At 68.6% G+C, this 14,856-nt stretch carries 6 protein-coding genes, 1 tRNA gene and 1 rRNA gene; 7 read left to right on the top strand and 1 reads right to left on the bottom strand.

All coding sequences use genetic code 11. From position 1 onward, the window contains the following. Positions 1-147 precede the first annotated feature (147 nt). The 3 genes from rrf (at position 148) to GCN81_RS21710 (ending at position 1,225) form a co-directional block, all read left to right on the top strand. Positions 148-264, top strand: a 5S ribosomal RNA gene (rrf, locus tag GCN81_RS21700). 101 nt (positions 265-365) lie between these two features. Beyond that, positions 366-1,043, top strand: coding sequence for a DegT/DnrJ/EryC1/StrS family aminotransferase (locus GCN81_RS21705; RefSeq protein WP_156726329.1), 678 nt, complete (start codon positions 366-368; stop codon positions 1,041-1,043). 109 nt (positions 1,044-1,152) lie between these two features. Next, positions 1,153-1,225 (top strand) — tRNA-Thr (locus GCN81_RS21710). A gap of 99 nt (positions 1,226-1,324) precedes the next feature. Here the strand turns inward: GCN81_RS21710 and GCN81_RS21715 are convergent. Further along, positions 1,325-3,985, bottom strand: coding sequence for a SpoIIE family protein phosphatase (locus GCN81_RS21715; protein WP_156726330.1), 2,661 nt, complete (start codon positions 3,983-3,985; stop codon positions 1,325-1,327). 269 nt (positions 3,986-4,254) lie between these two features. Here GCN81_RS21715 and GCN81_RS21720 point away from each other — a divergent pair, with 269 nt between their 5' ends. The 4 genes from GCN81_RS21720 to GCN81_RS21735 all read left to right on the top strand — a co-directional run bounded on the left by GCN81_RS21720 (position 4,255) and on the right by GCN81_RS21735 (position 14,723). Then, entirely contained in the window at positions 4,255-9,768 is a 5,514-nt protein-coding gene (locus GCN81_RS21720) for a HAMP domain-containing protein (RefSeq protein ID WP_197287746.1), read from the top strand. 266 nt (positions 9,769-10,034) lie between these two features. After that, the gene (locus GCN81_RS21725; protein WP_156726331.1) at positions 10,035-10,718 is read left to right on the top strand and encodes a response regulator; all 684 of its coding nucleotides are present in this window, start codon (positions 10,035-10,037) and stop codon (positions 10,716-10,718) included. Between the two features lie 123 nt (positions 10,719-10,841). After that, on the top strand, positions 10,842-13,595 hold the full coding sequence (locus tag GCN81_RS21730; protein WP_156726332.1) for a DNA translocase FtsK: 2,754 nt from the start codon (positions 10,842-10,844) through the stop codon (positions 13,593-13,595). A 201-nt stretch (positions 13,596-13,796) separates the two neighbouring features. Further along, entirely contained in the window at positions 13,797-14,723 is a 927-nt protein-coding gene (locus GCN81_RS21735; RefSeq protein WP_231626898.1) for a helix-turn-helix domain-containing protein, read from the top strand. Positions 14,724-14,856 lie beyond the last annotated feature (133 nt).

Below are 14,856 nucleotides of genomic sequence, written 5' to 3' on the forward strand. Positions count from 1 at the left end.
CTGGAAGCCCGGTAACGGGTGGAGGTGACTGGTACTAATAGGCCGAGGGCTTGTCCTCAGTTGCTCGCGTCCACTGTGTTGGTTCTGAAACCACGAACAACCCCACGTTTGTCACAGAGCGTGGTGCGGTTGACAGTTTCATAGTGTTTCGGTGGTCATAGCGTGAGGGAAACGCCCGGTTACATTCCGAACCCGGAAGCTAAGCCTTACAGCGCCGATGGTACTGCAGGGGGGACCCTGTGGGAGAGTAGGACGCCGCCGAACTAATCTTAAAAGGACGCTGGTCCCCGAACTTCGGTTCGGGGACCAGCGTCTTTTTGCTTTTGGTCACTTGATGTTCACGTTGCGCAGCGAGCATCCCAGGCATGGGGACAGTTGAGCTGCTCAGAGCCGCAGGCGTCGGACTCGGTGACGAGGTCATCGTGTCCGCGTACGGGAACGCCGAGATGGCCGAGGCCGTCGCGCTGACGGGGGCGCTGCCGGTGTTCGCTGACGTGGACCCGGCGACGTACTGCCTCGATGCCGGGGCGGTAGCCGCGGCTGTGACATCGCGGACGGCGGCGGTGATCGCCGTACACCGCTTCGGACACCCTGCGGACATGAGGCTGTTGGGTGAAGTCGGGCTCAGGCATGGCCTCCTCGTCATGGAACGGACCGACGGGGTCGAGACGTCAGCCGACACGGCTTGGCGGCGTGCGCATGCCGAGTATCTGACCGCGCGGCTCGCGGGAGTGGTGACGCCGGTGCCGGTCGAGGGGCATACGTACCGGCAATACGTGGTGCGGGTGCCGGGGAACGGGCGGCCGGATCGGGACGCCTTCGCGCGGGCCGTACGGGCCAAGGGGGTTGACTGCCGGGTTCCGGTGAAGACGCCGGTGCATCGCCTGCCCGACTACCGTCGGGACGTCGTCCTGCCGGAGACCGAGCGTGCGGCCGACGAGACCCTGGCCCTGCCGGTCGGGGCGACGCTCGCGCGGCGGGATCTGCAGCGGATCGTCTCGGTCTGCAACATGCTTGGTGGATTGCTTCAGCCTGCCTTCTAGACAGGCCTGTTGAGGCGGTAGCCGCTTCCGGTCCGGGGCGATTCGGCACACCGGGGTGTTCGGGGTATGATCTATCCCGTTGCCGCGCGGAAAACCCGCCAAGCAGCAGGCCCCTATAGCTCAGTCGGTAGAGCGTCTCCATGGTAAGGAGAAGGTCAACGGTTCGATTCCGTTTGGGGGCTCAGTGAGATAAGGCCTTCGCCCGATTCGGGCGGAGGCCTTATCTGTGTGCCCGGGGGTATCCCGGGGGCGTCCCGAGAGACCCCCGGGATGCCCCGAGTTCAGCTCGACGGGGGCTCCGGTACGCGCATCGCCAGGATGGCCATGTCGTCGGACGGGGCATCGCTGGCGAAGCGTTCGACGGCGCGCATGATGCGGGCGGCGACCGCCCCGGCGGTGAGGCCCGTGCAGGTGGTCAGGACGTCGGCCAGGCCGTCGTCGCCGAGCATCCGGGTGCCCTCGCGGCGTTCGGTGACGCCGTCCGTGACGCAGAGCAGGACGTCGCCCGGGTCCAGGGTCACCGTCTGCTCGTAGAGTTCCAGGTCCTCCATGACGCCGAGCAGCGGCTGTGGTTCCGCGTACGGCTCGACGGTGCCGTCCTGGCGAAGACGCAGCGGGAGCGGGTGTCCGGCGCAGACGATCTTGAGGATCGCGCTGCCGTCCTCCTGGGGCCACAACTCGCCGTACAGGAGCGTCAGGAAGCGGCTGCGGGCGCCCTCGTCGAGGATCGCCGCGTTCAGGCGTTCCAGGACGGCGGGGCCGCCGAAGCCCTCGCGGGCGAGCAGCCGCAGGGCGTGCCGGGCCAGTCCGGTGACCGCAGCCGCCTCGGGGCCCGTACCGCAGACGTCGCCGATGGCGAAGCCGTACGCGCCGTCGCGGATCGGGAACAGGTCGTAGAAGTCGCCGCCGACTTCGTTTCCTTCGCCCGCGGCGCGGTAGATGACGTCGACCTCCACGCCGGGGACCTGAGGAAGTCCCGGGGGCAGCAGACTGCGCTGCAGTGACTGGCTGATGGCCATGCGTTCTGAGTACAGGCGCGCGTTGTCGAGGGCGAGTGCGGCACGTCGGGAGAGGTCTTCGGCGAGCTCGAGGATCTCCTGACGGAAGTGTTCGTCCGAGGGCTTGCCCAGGGTCAGCATGCCGATGACGCGGTTGCGGGCGACCAGGGGCAGAACGACCGTCTCACCACCGACCGCGGCCGCGGTGGTGAGGGTGGTGCCGATGCCGAGTTGGGCCGGCTCGCCGAGGCCGAGGCTGCGCATGGACGAGCGCAGGGCCGCCTGGTGGGCGGCGTCGGACGGGGCGTTCCAGATGCGGGCGCCGGGTGTGGGCACCGGGTCGGGGGGATCGATGCGCGAGAGCAGGGCCTTGAGGCCGTCGATGCGTTCCTCGTCCTCGTGCAGGACATAGGAGAGGTACGGGTCTGATGACTGGTCCGCGATCGTATAGACGGCGCACCAGGTGGCGAGGGTCGGGACTGTCATCTGGGCCATCAGGGCCAGGGTCTGGTCGCGGTCCAGCGTTCCGGCGAGGAGGTCGGAGGCCTCGACGAGGAAGGAGAGGGAGCCGCGGCGGAGCCGTTCCAGCTCGCCGAGGCGGGCCGACTCCACGGCCAGCGCGATGCGGTCGGCGGCGAACTGGAGGCGCATGGCCTCTTCGTTCGTGTACCGCCCGGGGGATTCGGCGGCGACGCCCAGTGAGCCGGTGAGTCGGCCTTCGACCTTGAGCGGGACGGTGACCACCGAGCGCATCCCCGTGCCGTTCAGCAGCGGGGCGGCGTCCGGGACGGTGGCCAGGTCCTCGTGGACGGTGGGCATCCGGGCCGAGCCGTAGCGTCCCGTACCGGCCTCCACGGGGACGCGGGCGAAGCGCTGGCGGACCGACGGCAGGCCGGTGGAGGCGCGTACCTCAAGCTCTGTCTCGTCGTCGGTGGCGAGCAGCAGGAAGGCGGCGTCACCGTCGAGCATGTCGCGGGACCGCTCGACCGTGCGCTGGAGCAGACCGTCGAGGTCGTCGGGGGCGGGTGAACCGATGAACGTGTCGAAGGGGTCGCGGCCCTGGCCCTCCTGGCCGCTGGCGGCGTCCGACGCGGGGCCGCGGGTCGGGGTCTGCAGGACGGCGCGTTCGTTCTCGCGGACCAGCAGGCAGAGGGTCGAGGGCTCGCCGTCGCTGTCCCGCACGCGCAGATGTGCGGCGTATACGGGGATGACGCGGCCGTCGGCGCCGCGGAGGCCGTAGCTGCCCTCCCAGCGGGAGAGCTGGAGCGCCTCGGCGATGCCGGTGCCGGTGCCCGGGGTGTGCGGCCAGGCCGCGAAGTCGGTGAACTGCTTGCCGGTGACCTGCTCAGCCGCATAGCCGAATAGAGCGTCCGCGTCCTCGCTCCAGGACGTGACCGAGCCGTTACGGTCGATCTGGACCACGGCGACACGAATCCGGCCATCGGCGCGGGGGAGCAGGTCCACGGGCAGGGGCGGGCCCGCGCTGCGGGTGCCGATGGGGCGGTCGGGGAGGTCGAGCTGGAACCAGACCTCTTTGTGCGTGGGGGTGTACTCAACGCCCCAGCGGGTAGCCAGGGCCGCGCACAGTTGGAGGCCGCGGCCGCCCTCGCGGTCAGGGCTGCCCATGCTGCTGGCGGACTGCTGGAGGGGGATCTCGCGCTCTGGATAGCGATCGGCGACCTCGATGCGTACGGTGTCTTCGGAGCGCAGGCAGCACACCTCAGCGGTGGTGCCCGCGTGTACGACCGCGTTCGTCACCAGTTCGCTGGTGAGGACGACCGCGTCGTCAATGACGTCCGTGAAACCCCACCCTTGTAGGGTGTCGCGGACAAAACCGCGGGCGGTCGCTACCGAGCGCCCGACGGGATCAAAACTGGCTGCCGCCCGCGCGGTGATCACAGAACTCCTTGTCCGGGTTTCGACACTGAGATCTCCCGTACTCATGGTGCGGCCGCCCCTCCGATTGCCCGTCGATCTCAAGCCACCGCCCAGGCCGGGCGGACCGGGGTGGTTGGACAGCCGGATGCCAGGTTACTTACCTTCGCCGTCCATGCGGATGCCGGTCGTCAGTGTTTCCGTCCGGAGAGTGCACGGACGGTACCAAGCTGCCGAACTGTTATGGCCTGGTTCGAGCAGGGTGAAACACTGGGCAAGCTCAGATAGATGGCCTGAACAACCCGAGTAGTACGGTCGACCCTTGCGGGAGGGACACAGTGGAGTCTGGCGCAGCGACGCGTGGCACCAGCACGCGGGCGAAAGGCGGCCCGTCCCGGAACAGTCAGGGCAGCGGGACCACCGAGGTGGATACCGCGGCGCTGAACAGGCTTCTGGCGGGCCTTGTGGCCATGCGGGACGGAAACTTCCGCAAGCGGCTGACGGTGTCCAATGACGGCGTCATGGCGGACATCGCCGCCGTGTTCAACGAGGTCGCTGACCGAAATCTGCACCTGACCGGTGAGCTGGCGCGGGTGCGTCGGGTGGTCGGACGTGAGGGAAAACTCACGGAGCGACTGGAGCACGGGGCCGGTGAGGGGTCCTGGGCGGCGGCGATCGACGCGTCGAACGCGCTGGTGGACGATCTCGTACGCCCGGTGTCCGAGGTCGGCCGGGTGCTGTCGGCGGTCGCCGAGGGCGATCTTGAGCAGCGGATGGAGCTGCGGGCGCAGCGGGCGGACGGCGCCGGGCACCCGCTGCGCGGGGAGTTCCTCAAGGTCGGGCGTACGGTCAACAACCTGGTCGACCAGTTGTCGCGGTTCACCGACGAGGTGACCCGGGTGGCCAGCGAGGTGGGCACCGAGGGGAAGCTGGGCGGGCAGGCCCGGGTGCGGGGAATGTCGGGTTCGTGGAAGGACCTCACGGACTCCGTCAACACCATGGCGTACCGCCTCACGGCCCAGGTGCGTGACATCGCTCTCGTGACGACCGCGGTCGCCAAGGGCGATCTGTCACGGAAGGTCACTGTCCATGTGGCCGGCGAGATGCTGGAGCTCAAGAACACCGTCAACACGATGGTGGACCAGCTGTCCTCCTTCTCCTCCGAGGTGACGCGGGTCGCTCGTGAGGTGGGCACCGAAGGGGAGCTCGGCGGCCAGGCACAGGTGCCGGGTGTGGCCGGGGTGTGGAAGGACCTCACCGATTCGGTGAACCTGATGGCGGGCAATCTGACCGCGCAGGTGCGGGGGATCGCCGAGGTGACGACGGCGGTCGCGAGCGGCGACCTGTCGCGGAAGGTCACGGTGAGCGCACGGGGCGAGGTCGCCCAGCTCGCCGAGACGATCAACCAGATGACCGAGACGCTGCGGACGTTCGCGGACGAGGTCACCCGGGTGGCGAACGAGGTCGGTGCCGAGGGACAGCTGGGTGGTCAGGCGAACGTGCCCGGCGCGGCCGGGACCTGGAAGGACCTGACCGACTCGGTGAACACGGTCTTCCGCAACCTCACCACGCAGGTGCGGGACATCGCGCAGGTGACGACGGCGGTCGCCAACGGTGATCTGTCGCAGAAGGTCACGGTGGATGTCGCGGGCGAGATGCTGGAGTTGAAGAACACCGTCAACACGATGGTGGACCAGCTCCAGGCGTTCGGCGCCGAAGTCACCCGGGTGGCGCGGGAGATCGGTGTCGAGGGTGAGCTGGGCGGCCAGGCCGAGGTGCAGGGCGCGGCGGGCACCTGGAAGGACCTGACCGACTCGGTCAACACCGCCTTCCGTAACCTCAGTGGGCAGGTCCGGAACATCGCGCAGGTGACGACGGCGGTCGCCAACGGTGATCTGTCGCAGAAGGTCACGGTGGATGTCGCGGGCGAGATGCTGGAGTTGAAGAACACCGTCAACACCATGGTGGACCAGCTGTCCGCCTTCGCCGACCAGGTGACGCGGATGGCGCGTGACGTGGGCACGGAGGGCCGCCTCGGCGGCCAGGCGCGGGTCCCCGGCGTATCCGGTACCTGGAAGGAACTGACCGACTCCGTCAACTTCATGGCGGGCAGCCTGACTTCGCAGGTGCGGCAGATCGCTCAGGTGACGACGGCGGTGGCGCGTGGTGATCTGTCGCAGAAGATCGACGTGGACGCGCGCGGCGAGATCCTTGAGCTGAAGAACACCATCAACACCATGGTCGACCAGCTGTCGGCCTTCGCCGACCAGGTGACGCGGGTGGCCAGCGAAGTGGGCACCGAGGGGCGGCTCGGTGGTCAGGCGCAGGTGCCGGGAGTGGCCGGTGTGTGGCGTGATCTGACCGACTCGGTGAACGGCATGGCGGGCAACCTCACCGCCCAGGTGCGCAATATCGCTCAGGTCGCGACGGCGGTGGCGCGTGGTGATCTGTCGCAGAAGATCGACGTGGACGCGCGCGGCGAGATGCTGGAGCTGAAGAACACCCTCAATACGATGGTGGACCAGCTGTCCGCCTTCGCCGACCAGGTGACGCGGGTGGCCCGCGAGGTGGGTACCGACGGCATCCTGGGCGGTCAGGCGGAGGTCCAGGGGGTCTCTGGTACGTGGAAGGACCTCACCCAGTCCGTGAACGGCATGGCGAACAACCTCACCCTGCAGGTGCGGAACATCGCCGAGGTCACCACGGCGGTCGCGATGGGCGACCTCTCCAAGAAGATCACCGTTGACGCGAAGGGCGAGATCCTCGAACTGGTCACCACCGTCAACACGATGGTGGACCAGCTGTCGTCGTTCGCCGAGCAGGTCACGCGCGTGGCCCGCGAGGTGGGCACGGAGGGCCAACTCGGCGGTCAGGCGCGGGTGCCCGGCGTCACCGGCATCTGGAAGGACCTCAGCGACAACGTCAACCTGATGGCCAACAACCTGACCAGCCAGGTGCGGAACATCTCCCAGGTCGCCACGGCCGTCGCCAACGGTGACCTGACCAAGAAGGTCACGGTCGAGGCGCGCGGCGAGGTCGCCCAGCTCGCCGACACCGTCAACACCATGGTGAAGACGCTGTCGTCGTTCGCCGACCAGGTGACGCGGGTGGCCCGCGAGGTGGGTACGGACGGCATCCTCGGCGGACAGGCGCGCGTTCCGGGCGTCTCCGGTACGTGGAAGGACCTGACGGAGTCCGTGAACGGCATGGCCTCCAACCTGACCGGACAGGTCCGCAACATCGCCATGGTGACCACCGCGATCGCCAAGGGCGACCTCACCAAGAAGATCGACATCGACGCGAGGGGCGAGATCCTTGAGCTGAAGACCACCATCAACACCATGGTCGACCAGCTCTCCAGCTTCGCCGACCAGGTCACCAGGGTGGCCCGAGAGGTGGGTACCGAAGGCCAGTTGGGCGGCCAGGCGCGGGTCCGGGACGTCGACGGTACGTGGCGTGACCTCACCGAGTCCGTGAACGAGATGGCCGGAAATCTCACCCGGCAGGTCCGCGCGATCGCCGCCGTCGCCACCGCGGTGACCCGCGGTGACCTCAACCTCAAGATCGACGTGGACGCGGCGGGCGAGATCCAGGTCCTGCAGGACAACATCAACACGATGATCGCCAATCTGCGCGACACCACGATCGCCAACAAGGAGCAGGACTGGCTCAAGGGCAACCTCGCCCGGATCTCCGGCCTGATGCAGGGCCGTCGCGACCTCGACGACGTGGCCGGGCTGATCATGAGCGAGCTGACCCCGGTGGTCTCGGCGCAGCACGGCGCGTTCTTCGTGGCGACGCCGACCGAGCAGGGCTCTGACGTGGTGGCCGAGGGCGATGACGAGGCGTACGAGCTGCGCATGCTGGGCAGTTACGGCTACTCGATGGGGTCCATGCCGACCTCGTTCAAGCCAGGCGAGACACTGATCGGCGCGGCCGCGCTGGAGAAGCGCACCATCCTGGTGGAGAACGCGCCGTCCGGCTATCTGAAGATCGCTTCGGGGCTTGGTGAGGCCCCGCCCGCCCAGGTGATCGTGCTGCCGGTGCTCTTCGAGGACAAGGTGCTCGGGGTGATCGAGCTGGCCTCGTTCCAGCCGTTCACCCAGATCCAGCGGGACTTCCTCAGCCAGATCGCCGAGATGATCGCGACGAGCGTCAACACCATCAGCGTCAACACCAAGACCGAGCTGCTGCTCAAGCAGTCGCAGGAACTGACCGAGCAACTGCGGGAGCGGTCCGAGGAGTTGGAGAACCGGCAGCGGGCGCTGCAGGTATCCAACGCCGAACTGGAGGAGAAGGCCGAGCTGCTGGCCCGGCAGAACCGCGACATCGAGGTCAAGAACACCGAGATCGAGGAGGCCCGGCAGGTTCTGGAGGAGCGCGCCGAGCAACTCGCCGTCTCGATGCGCTACAAGTCGGAGTTCCTGGCGAACATGTCGCATGAGCTGCGTACGCCACTGAACTCGCTGCTCATCCTCGCGAAGCTGCTCGCGGACAACGCCGAGGGCAACCTCTCCCGTAAGCAGGTGGAGTTCGCCGAGACGATCCACGGGGCCGGGTCCGATCTGCTCCAGCTCATCAACGACATCCTGGACCTGGCGAAGGTCGAGGCGGGCAAGATGGACGTCAGCCCGACCCGGATCGCCCTCGTCCAGCTCGTCGACTACGTGGAGGCGACCTTCAGGCCGCTCACCGCGGAGAAGGGGCTGGACTTCTCGGTACGGGTGTCGTCCGAGCTGCCCGCGACGCTGCATGTGGACGAGCAGCGGCTGCTGCAGGTGCTGCGGAACCTGCTGTCGAACGCCGTGAAGTTCACCGACAGCGGGGCCGTCGAGCTGGTCATCAGAACCGCCAACACGGACGTGCCCACGGAGATCCGTGAGCAGTTGCTGGAGGCGGGCTCGCTGCGGGACGCGGACGCCGACCTGATCGCGTACTCGGTCACCGACACCGGCATCGGTATCGCCTCCAGCAAGATGCGGGTGATTTTCGAGGCGTTCAAGCAGGCGGACGGCACCACCAGTCGCAAGTACGGCGGCACCGGCCTTGGGCTCTCCATCAGCCGGGAGATCGCCCGTCTGCTCGGCGGTGAGATCCACGCGGTGAGCGAGCCGGGGCGCGGCTCCACGTTCACGCTCTACCTGCCGCTGCACCCCAGCGAGCTGCCGCCCCAGGGCTATCCGCAGCTGCCGCCGGCCGCGGCTCGCGCGGCGGACTCCCGGGACCGGACACCGGAGGAGCCCGCGTCGGCGGCGGTCGAGGCGGAGCGCGCCGCGGACACCGGCAGCGAGCCGGAGGGCGCGCCGGAGACGGACGCGGGGGAGGAGTCCGGTCTGCTGTTCCGGCGCCACCGCAGGTCCGCCCTGCGGGCCTCGGAGCAGCGGCCCGCGTTGCCGGGGCAGCAGCCGGGAGCGGGAGTGACGCAGCCCACGCCCGATGACGGACCAGCCCCTCGCAAGCGTCGTACCTTCCGCTTCCACGGAGAGAAGGTGCTGATCGTCGACGACGACATCCGCAACGTCTTCGCGCTGACCAGCGTGCTGGAGCAGCACGGCCTTTCGGTGCTGTACGCGGAGAACGGCCGTGAGGGCATCGAGGTCCTGGAGCAGCACGACGACGCGACGGTCGTGCTGATGGACATCATGATGCCGGAGATGGACGGGTACGCGACGACGACGGCGATCCGCAGGATGCCGCAGTTCGCCGGGCTGCCGATCATCGCGCTCACCGCGAAGGCGATGAAGGGCGACCGGGAGAAGGCCCTGGAATCCGGCGCTTCCGACTATGTGACGAAGCCGGTTGACCCTGATCATCTGCTCTCGGTGATGGAGCGGTGGATGAGCGAAGCGTGACGGGTGAGTGAGCGGATCGCCTACACCTCGCGTACGAATCCGGGGGAGTTGCTGACAGAACGTGGTCGACCTCGTGTAAGAGGGCGATATTCGGGGAACCTTCTGGTCTCCCACTACGTTTCTGCTACGTGCACAGTGACATCACGGTGACAGGGTGTGGCGACAGGTGGGGTGCGGCTACGATGACCGGCACAAGGACGGGCGGCGCAAGAGAGTCGTCCCCTGGGGCGGCGACCGGTGCGATGCCGGGGCGAGGAGGACGGGCCATGGTGCAGAAGGCCAAGATCCTCCTGGTCGATGACCGGCCGGAGAATCTGCTGGCGCTGGAGGCGATCCTCTCTGCGCTCGATCAGAAACTGGTACGGGCATCGTCCGGGGAGGAAGCGCTCAAAGCACTGCTCACGGACGACTACGCGGTCATTCTGCTGGATGTCCAGATGCCGGGCATGGACGGTTTCGAGACCGCGGCGCACATCAAGCGCCGCGAGCGGACCCGCGACATCCCGATCATCTTTCTCACCGCGATCAACCACGGTCCGCACCACACCTTCCGTGGCTACGCGGCGGGTGCGGTGGACTACATCTCCAAGCCCTTCGATCCGTGGGTGCTGCGGGCGAAGGTCTCGGTGTTCGTCGAGCTGTATATGAAGAACTGCCAACTGCGCGAGCAGGCGGCACTGCTGCGGCTCCAGCTTGAGGGCACCGACCAGGCGGCGATCGGGAACAGCCAGGAGCCCGCCGGGCTGCTCGCCGAACTCTCCGCGCGGCTCGCGGCCGTTGAGGAGCAGGCCGAGGCACTGTCCAAGCAGCTGGACGACGACGCGGCCGACGCGGCGGCAGTCGCCACGGCTGCCCACCTGGAGCGCAAACTGACCGGCCTGCGCAGGGCGCTGGACGCGCTCGAGCCAGGCACCGGAGCCGGGACGGCCGCTCTGCCGTCGCAGAACTGACCGGCTGTCGTCGGGGAACTGACACGGGTCACCCGCCCCCGCGGGTGGCTGCCACGCGGGTGAGGTCGCGTCAGTTTCCCGCCGGGACCGGGGCGACACGAAAGGGTGAAGCGGTGGGCACATGTGTCGACCGTCGCCTCCACCGGTAACCTCACCCCCATGGCCTCACGTCAGTCCGCAGCCAAGAAGGCTCCCGCGAAGAAGGCGGCCGCTCCGAAGAAGGCTCCGGCGAAGGCCCCGGCGAAGAAGGCCCCGGCCAAGAAGCCGGCGTCGGCGCCACCCCCGAACCCCACCAGCGGCCTCTACAAGATCGTGCGCGCCTGCTGGCTCGGTCTCGCACACGCCGTCGGGGCGGCGTTCCGCGGTGTCGGGCGCGGTGCCAAAGGCCTCGATCCCGCGCACCGCAAGGACGGGCTCGCGCTGCTGCTCCTCGGTCTCGCCCTGATCGTCGCCGCCGGCACCTGGTCCCAACTGCGTGGTCCCGTCGGCGATCTGGTGGAGACACTGGTGACCGGCGCCTTCGGCAGGCTCGACCTGCTGGCGCCGCTACTCCTCGGGGCCATCGCCGTACGTCTCATCCGACACCCCGAGAAGACCGAGGCCAACGGCCGTATCGTGATCGGCCTCTCCGCGCTGGTCTTCGGAGTGCTCGGCCTGGTCCACATCGCCTGCGGCGCCCCCGGCCGCGGCGAGGGCGTCCAGGACATAAGAGATGCCGGTGGGCTCATTGGCTGGGCCTCCTCCCGGCCGCTGATCTCCACCATGGGCGAGATGCTCGCCGTACCGCTGCTGGTACTGCTGACCGTCTTCGGACTGCTGGTGGTCACCGCGACCCCCGTGAACGCCATCCCGCAGCGGCTGCGGCTGCTCGGCCAGCGGCTCGGCCTGATCGAGGCCGACCTGGCAGAGCACTCCGGCGGGTACGCCACGGACGACGAGCGCTACGACGAGCAGTGGCGGACGGCCCTGCCCGCCAAGCAGCGCCGCCGCACCGCCGCCGCCCCCCCGGCCCCGGACGCGTACCACCCGGATCAGGCGGAGGAGGCGGCGCTCACCAAGCGGCGCAGGCCGCGCCGTACGGGCGCCAAGGCGGAACTCGACCGGCCGATGGACGCGGTCGACGTCGCGGCTGCCGCCGCCGCGGCCCTGGACGGTGCGGTCATGCACGGCATGCCGCCCTCCCCGCTGGTCGCCGATCTGACCCAGGGCGTCGCCGGGGAGCGGCCCGAGTCAGAGCGCGACCCGGAGCCCGAGCGCAGAGCCATGCCGACCGCGCGGCCGAAGGCCCGTGGCGCCGCTCAGGGCAAGGCCGCCGACTCCGCCGTCCCCGATCTGACCAAGGCCGCCCCCGAGGCGCCACGCGACCTGCCGCCCCGTGCCGAACAGCTCCAGCTCTCCGGTGACATCACCTACTCGCTGCCCTCACTCGACCTCCTGGAGCGCGGCGGCCCCGGCAAGGCGCGCAGCGCCGCCAATGACGCGATCGTCGCCTCGCTCACCAACGTCTTCAGGGAGTTCAAGGTCGACGCGGCCGTCACCGGCTTCACCCGCGGCCCCACCGTCACCCGCTACGAGGTCGAGCTCGGCCCGGCCGTGAAGGTCGAGCGGATCACCGCGCTCACCAAGAACATCGCCTACGCCGTCGCCAGCCCCGACGTCCGGATCATCAGCCCCATCCCCGGCAAGTCCGCGGTCGGCATCGAGATCCCGAACACCGACCGCGAGATGGTCAACCTCGGGGATGTGCTGCGCCTGGCCGACGCCGCCGAGGACGACCACCCGATGCTGGTCGCGCTCGGCAAGGACGTCGAGGGCGGCTACGTCATGGCGAACATGGCGAAGATGCCGCACATCCTGGTCGCCGGTGCCACCGGCTCCGGAAAGTCGTCCTGCATCAACTGCCTGATCACCTCGATCATGGTCCGGGCGACCCCCGAGGACGTCCGGATGGTGCTGGTGGACCCCAAGCGGGTGGAGCTCACCGCGTACGAGGGCATTCCGCACCTGATCACGCCGATCATCACCAATCCCAAGCGGGCCGCGGAGGCGCTGCAGTGGGTCGTGCGCGAGATGGATCTGCGCTACGACGACCTCGCCGCGTACGGCTTCCGGCATATCGACGACTTCAACGCGGCCGTGCGCAGCGGCAAGGTCAGCTCACCCGAAGGCAGTGAGCGGGAGCTGCAGCCCTACCCGTATCTGCTGGTGATCGTCGACGAGCTCGCGGACCTGATGATGGTCGCCCCGCGCGACGTCGAGGACTCGATCGTGCGGATCACACAGCTGGCCCGCGCCGCCGGTATCCACCTGGTACTCGCGACGCAGCGGCCCAGCGTGGACGTGGTGACCGGTCTGATCAAGGCGAACGTGCCGTCCCGGCTCGCCTTCGCGACCTCCTCGCTCGCCGACAGCCGGGTCATCCTCGACCAACCGGGCGCCGAGAAGCTGATCGGCAAGGGCGACGGGCTGTTCCTGCCGATGGGCGCGAACAAGCCGACCCGTATGCAGGGCGCCTTTGTGACCGAGGATGAGGTCGCGGCCGTCGTACGACACTGCAAGGATCAGATGACCCCGGTCTTCCGGGACGACGTGGTGGTCGGCACCAAGCAGAAGAAGGAGATCGACGAGGACATCGGTGACGACCTCGATCTGCTCTGCCAGGCCGCTGAGCTGGTGGTATCCACCCAGTTCGGGTCGACGTCGATGCTGCAGCGCAAGCTGCGCGTCGGCTTCGCGAAGGCCGGGCGGCTGATGGACCTGATGGAGTCGCGGAGCATCGTCGGGCCGACCGAAGGGTCCAAGGCTCGGGATGTCCTCGTCAAACCGGACGATCTGGATGGCGTGCTCGCGGTCATCCGGGGGGAGGCTCACCCGTAAGGGGACGGCGAGCAACCGTTTCCCTTCGCTTGACGTCAAGTTGGGCAGCGGGGCGGGATAATGCCCCAGCATCGGGATGTCCAGTGGGATGTCCGGCCATTCCGATGGCGTACAAAGTGCACCCGCCCGGTTGCCCCACCCTTTCGTACCCCCTCTAGACTGAACCTCCAGCAGGTGGTTACACGCTCGAAAGGCCTCCCCGTGTCCATCGGCAACTCCCCTGAAGACGACCGCCCTTCGGCTGAGCTTTCGGCTGACGCCTCGACTGACCCTTCGGCCGCGGCCGCAGCGTCGCCCGACGCGTCGCCTGACGCCACCGCCGAAGCCGCCATCGAGGCCGACCGCCCCTCGGTGGGGCACACGCTCCGGCGTGCGCGCATCGACGCCGGGCTGACCGTTGACGAAGTCAGCGGCACCACCCGGGTGCGCGCGCCCATCATCCACGCGATCGAGCAGGACGACTTCTCCCGCTGCGGCGGCGATGTCTACGCCCGTGGGCACATCAGGACCCTGGCGCGCGCCGTCGGCCTTGACCCCGCCCTGCTCCTCGACCAGTACGACGGGGAGCACGGCGGGCGCCCCGCGCCGACACCGGCGGCACCGCTGTTCGAAGCCGAGCGGATCAGACCCGAACGACGCCGTCCGAACTGGACCGCTGCCATGGTCGCGGCCATCGTCGCCGTGATCGGCTTTGTCGGCTTCACGCTCTTCAGCGGCGACGACAGCGGCCAGCAGGCGAAGGACCCGGTGGCCGGCGGCTCGCCCTCACCGAAGCCCGAGCCGACACCCACCCCGGCCAAGCCAGCCGACCCCAAGCCGGACCCGGCGGCCAGCGCGATCGCGGGCGCCCCCAAGAACAAGGTCACCGTGCTGGTGAGCGCCGCGGACGACCGGAGCTGGATCTCGGCCAAGGACCACAACGGCCGGCTGATGTTCGACGGCCTCCTCAAAAAGGGCGAGTCCAAGTCCTTCACGGACAAGCAGCAGATCGACCTCGTACTCGGCAACGCGGGCGCGATCAAGCTCTTCGTGAACGGCAAGGAGATCAAGGACGAGTTCAAGCCGGGGCAGGTCGAGCGGCTGTCCTACACCAAGGACGACCCGGAGGACGAGCCCGGAGTTGGCTGAGCCGTCCGTCTGACCGGGCGGCTGAGCCGTCCGTCTGACCGGGCGCTTGACGGAGTGGCTGACGGGGTGCCTGACGGGCGGTTTGACGGGGGTGCCTGATCGACTGCCGGGACGTTGTGACGTACGCCCCTGA

This window comes from Streptomyces apocyni (genome assembly GCF_009739465.1).
Taxonomy (GTDB): Bacteria; Actinomycetota; Actinomycetes; order Streptomycetales; family Streptomycetaceae; genus Streptomyces; species Streptomyces apocyni.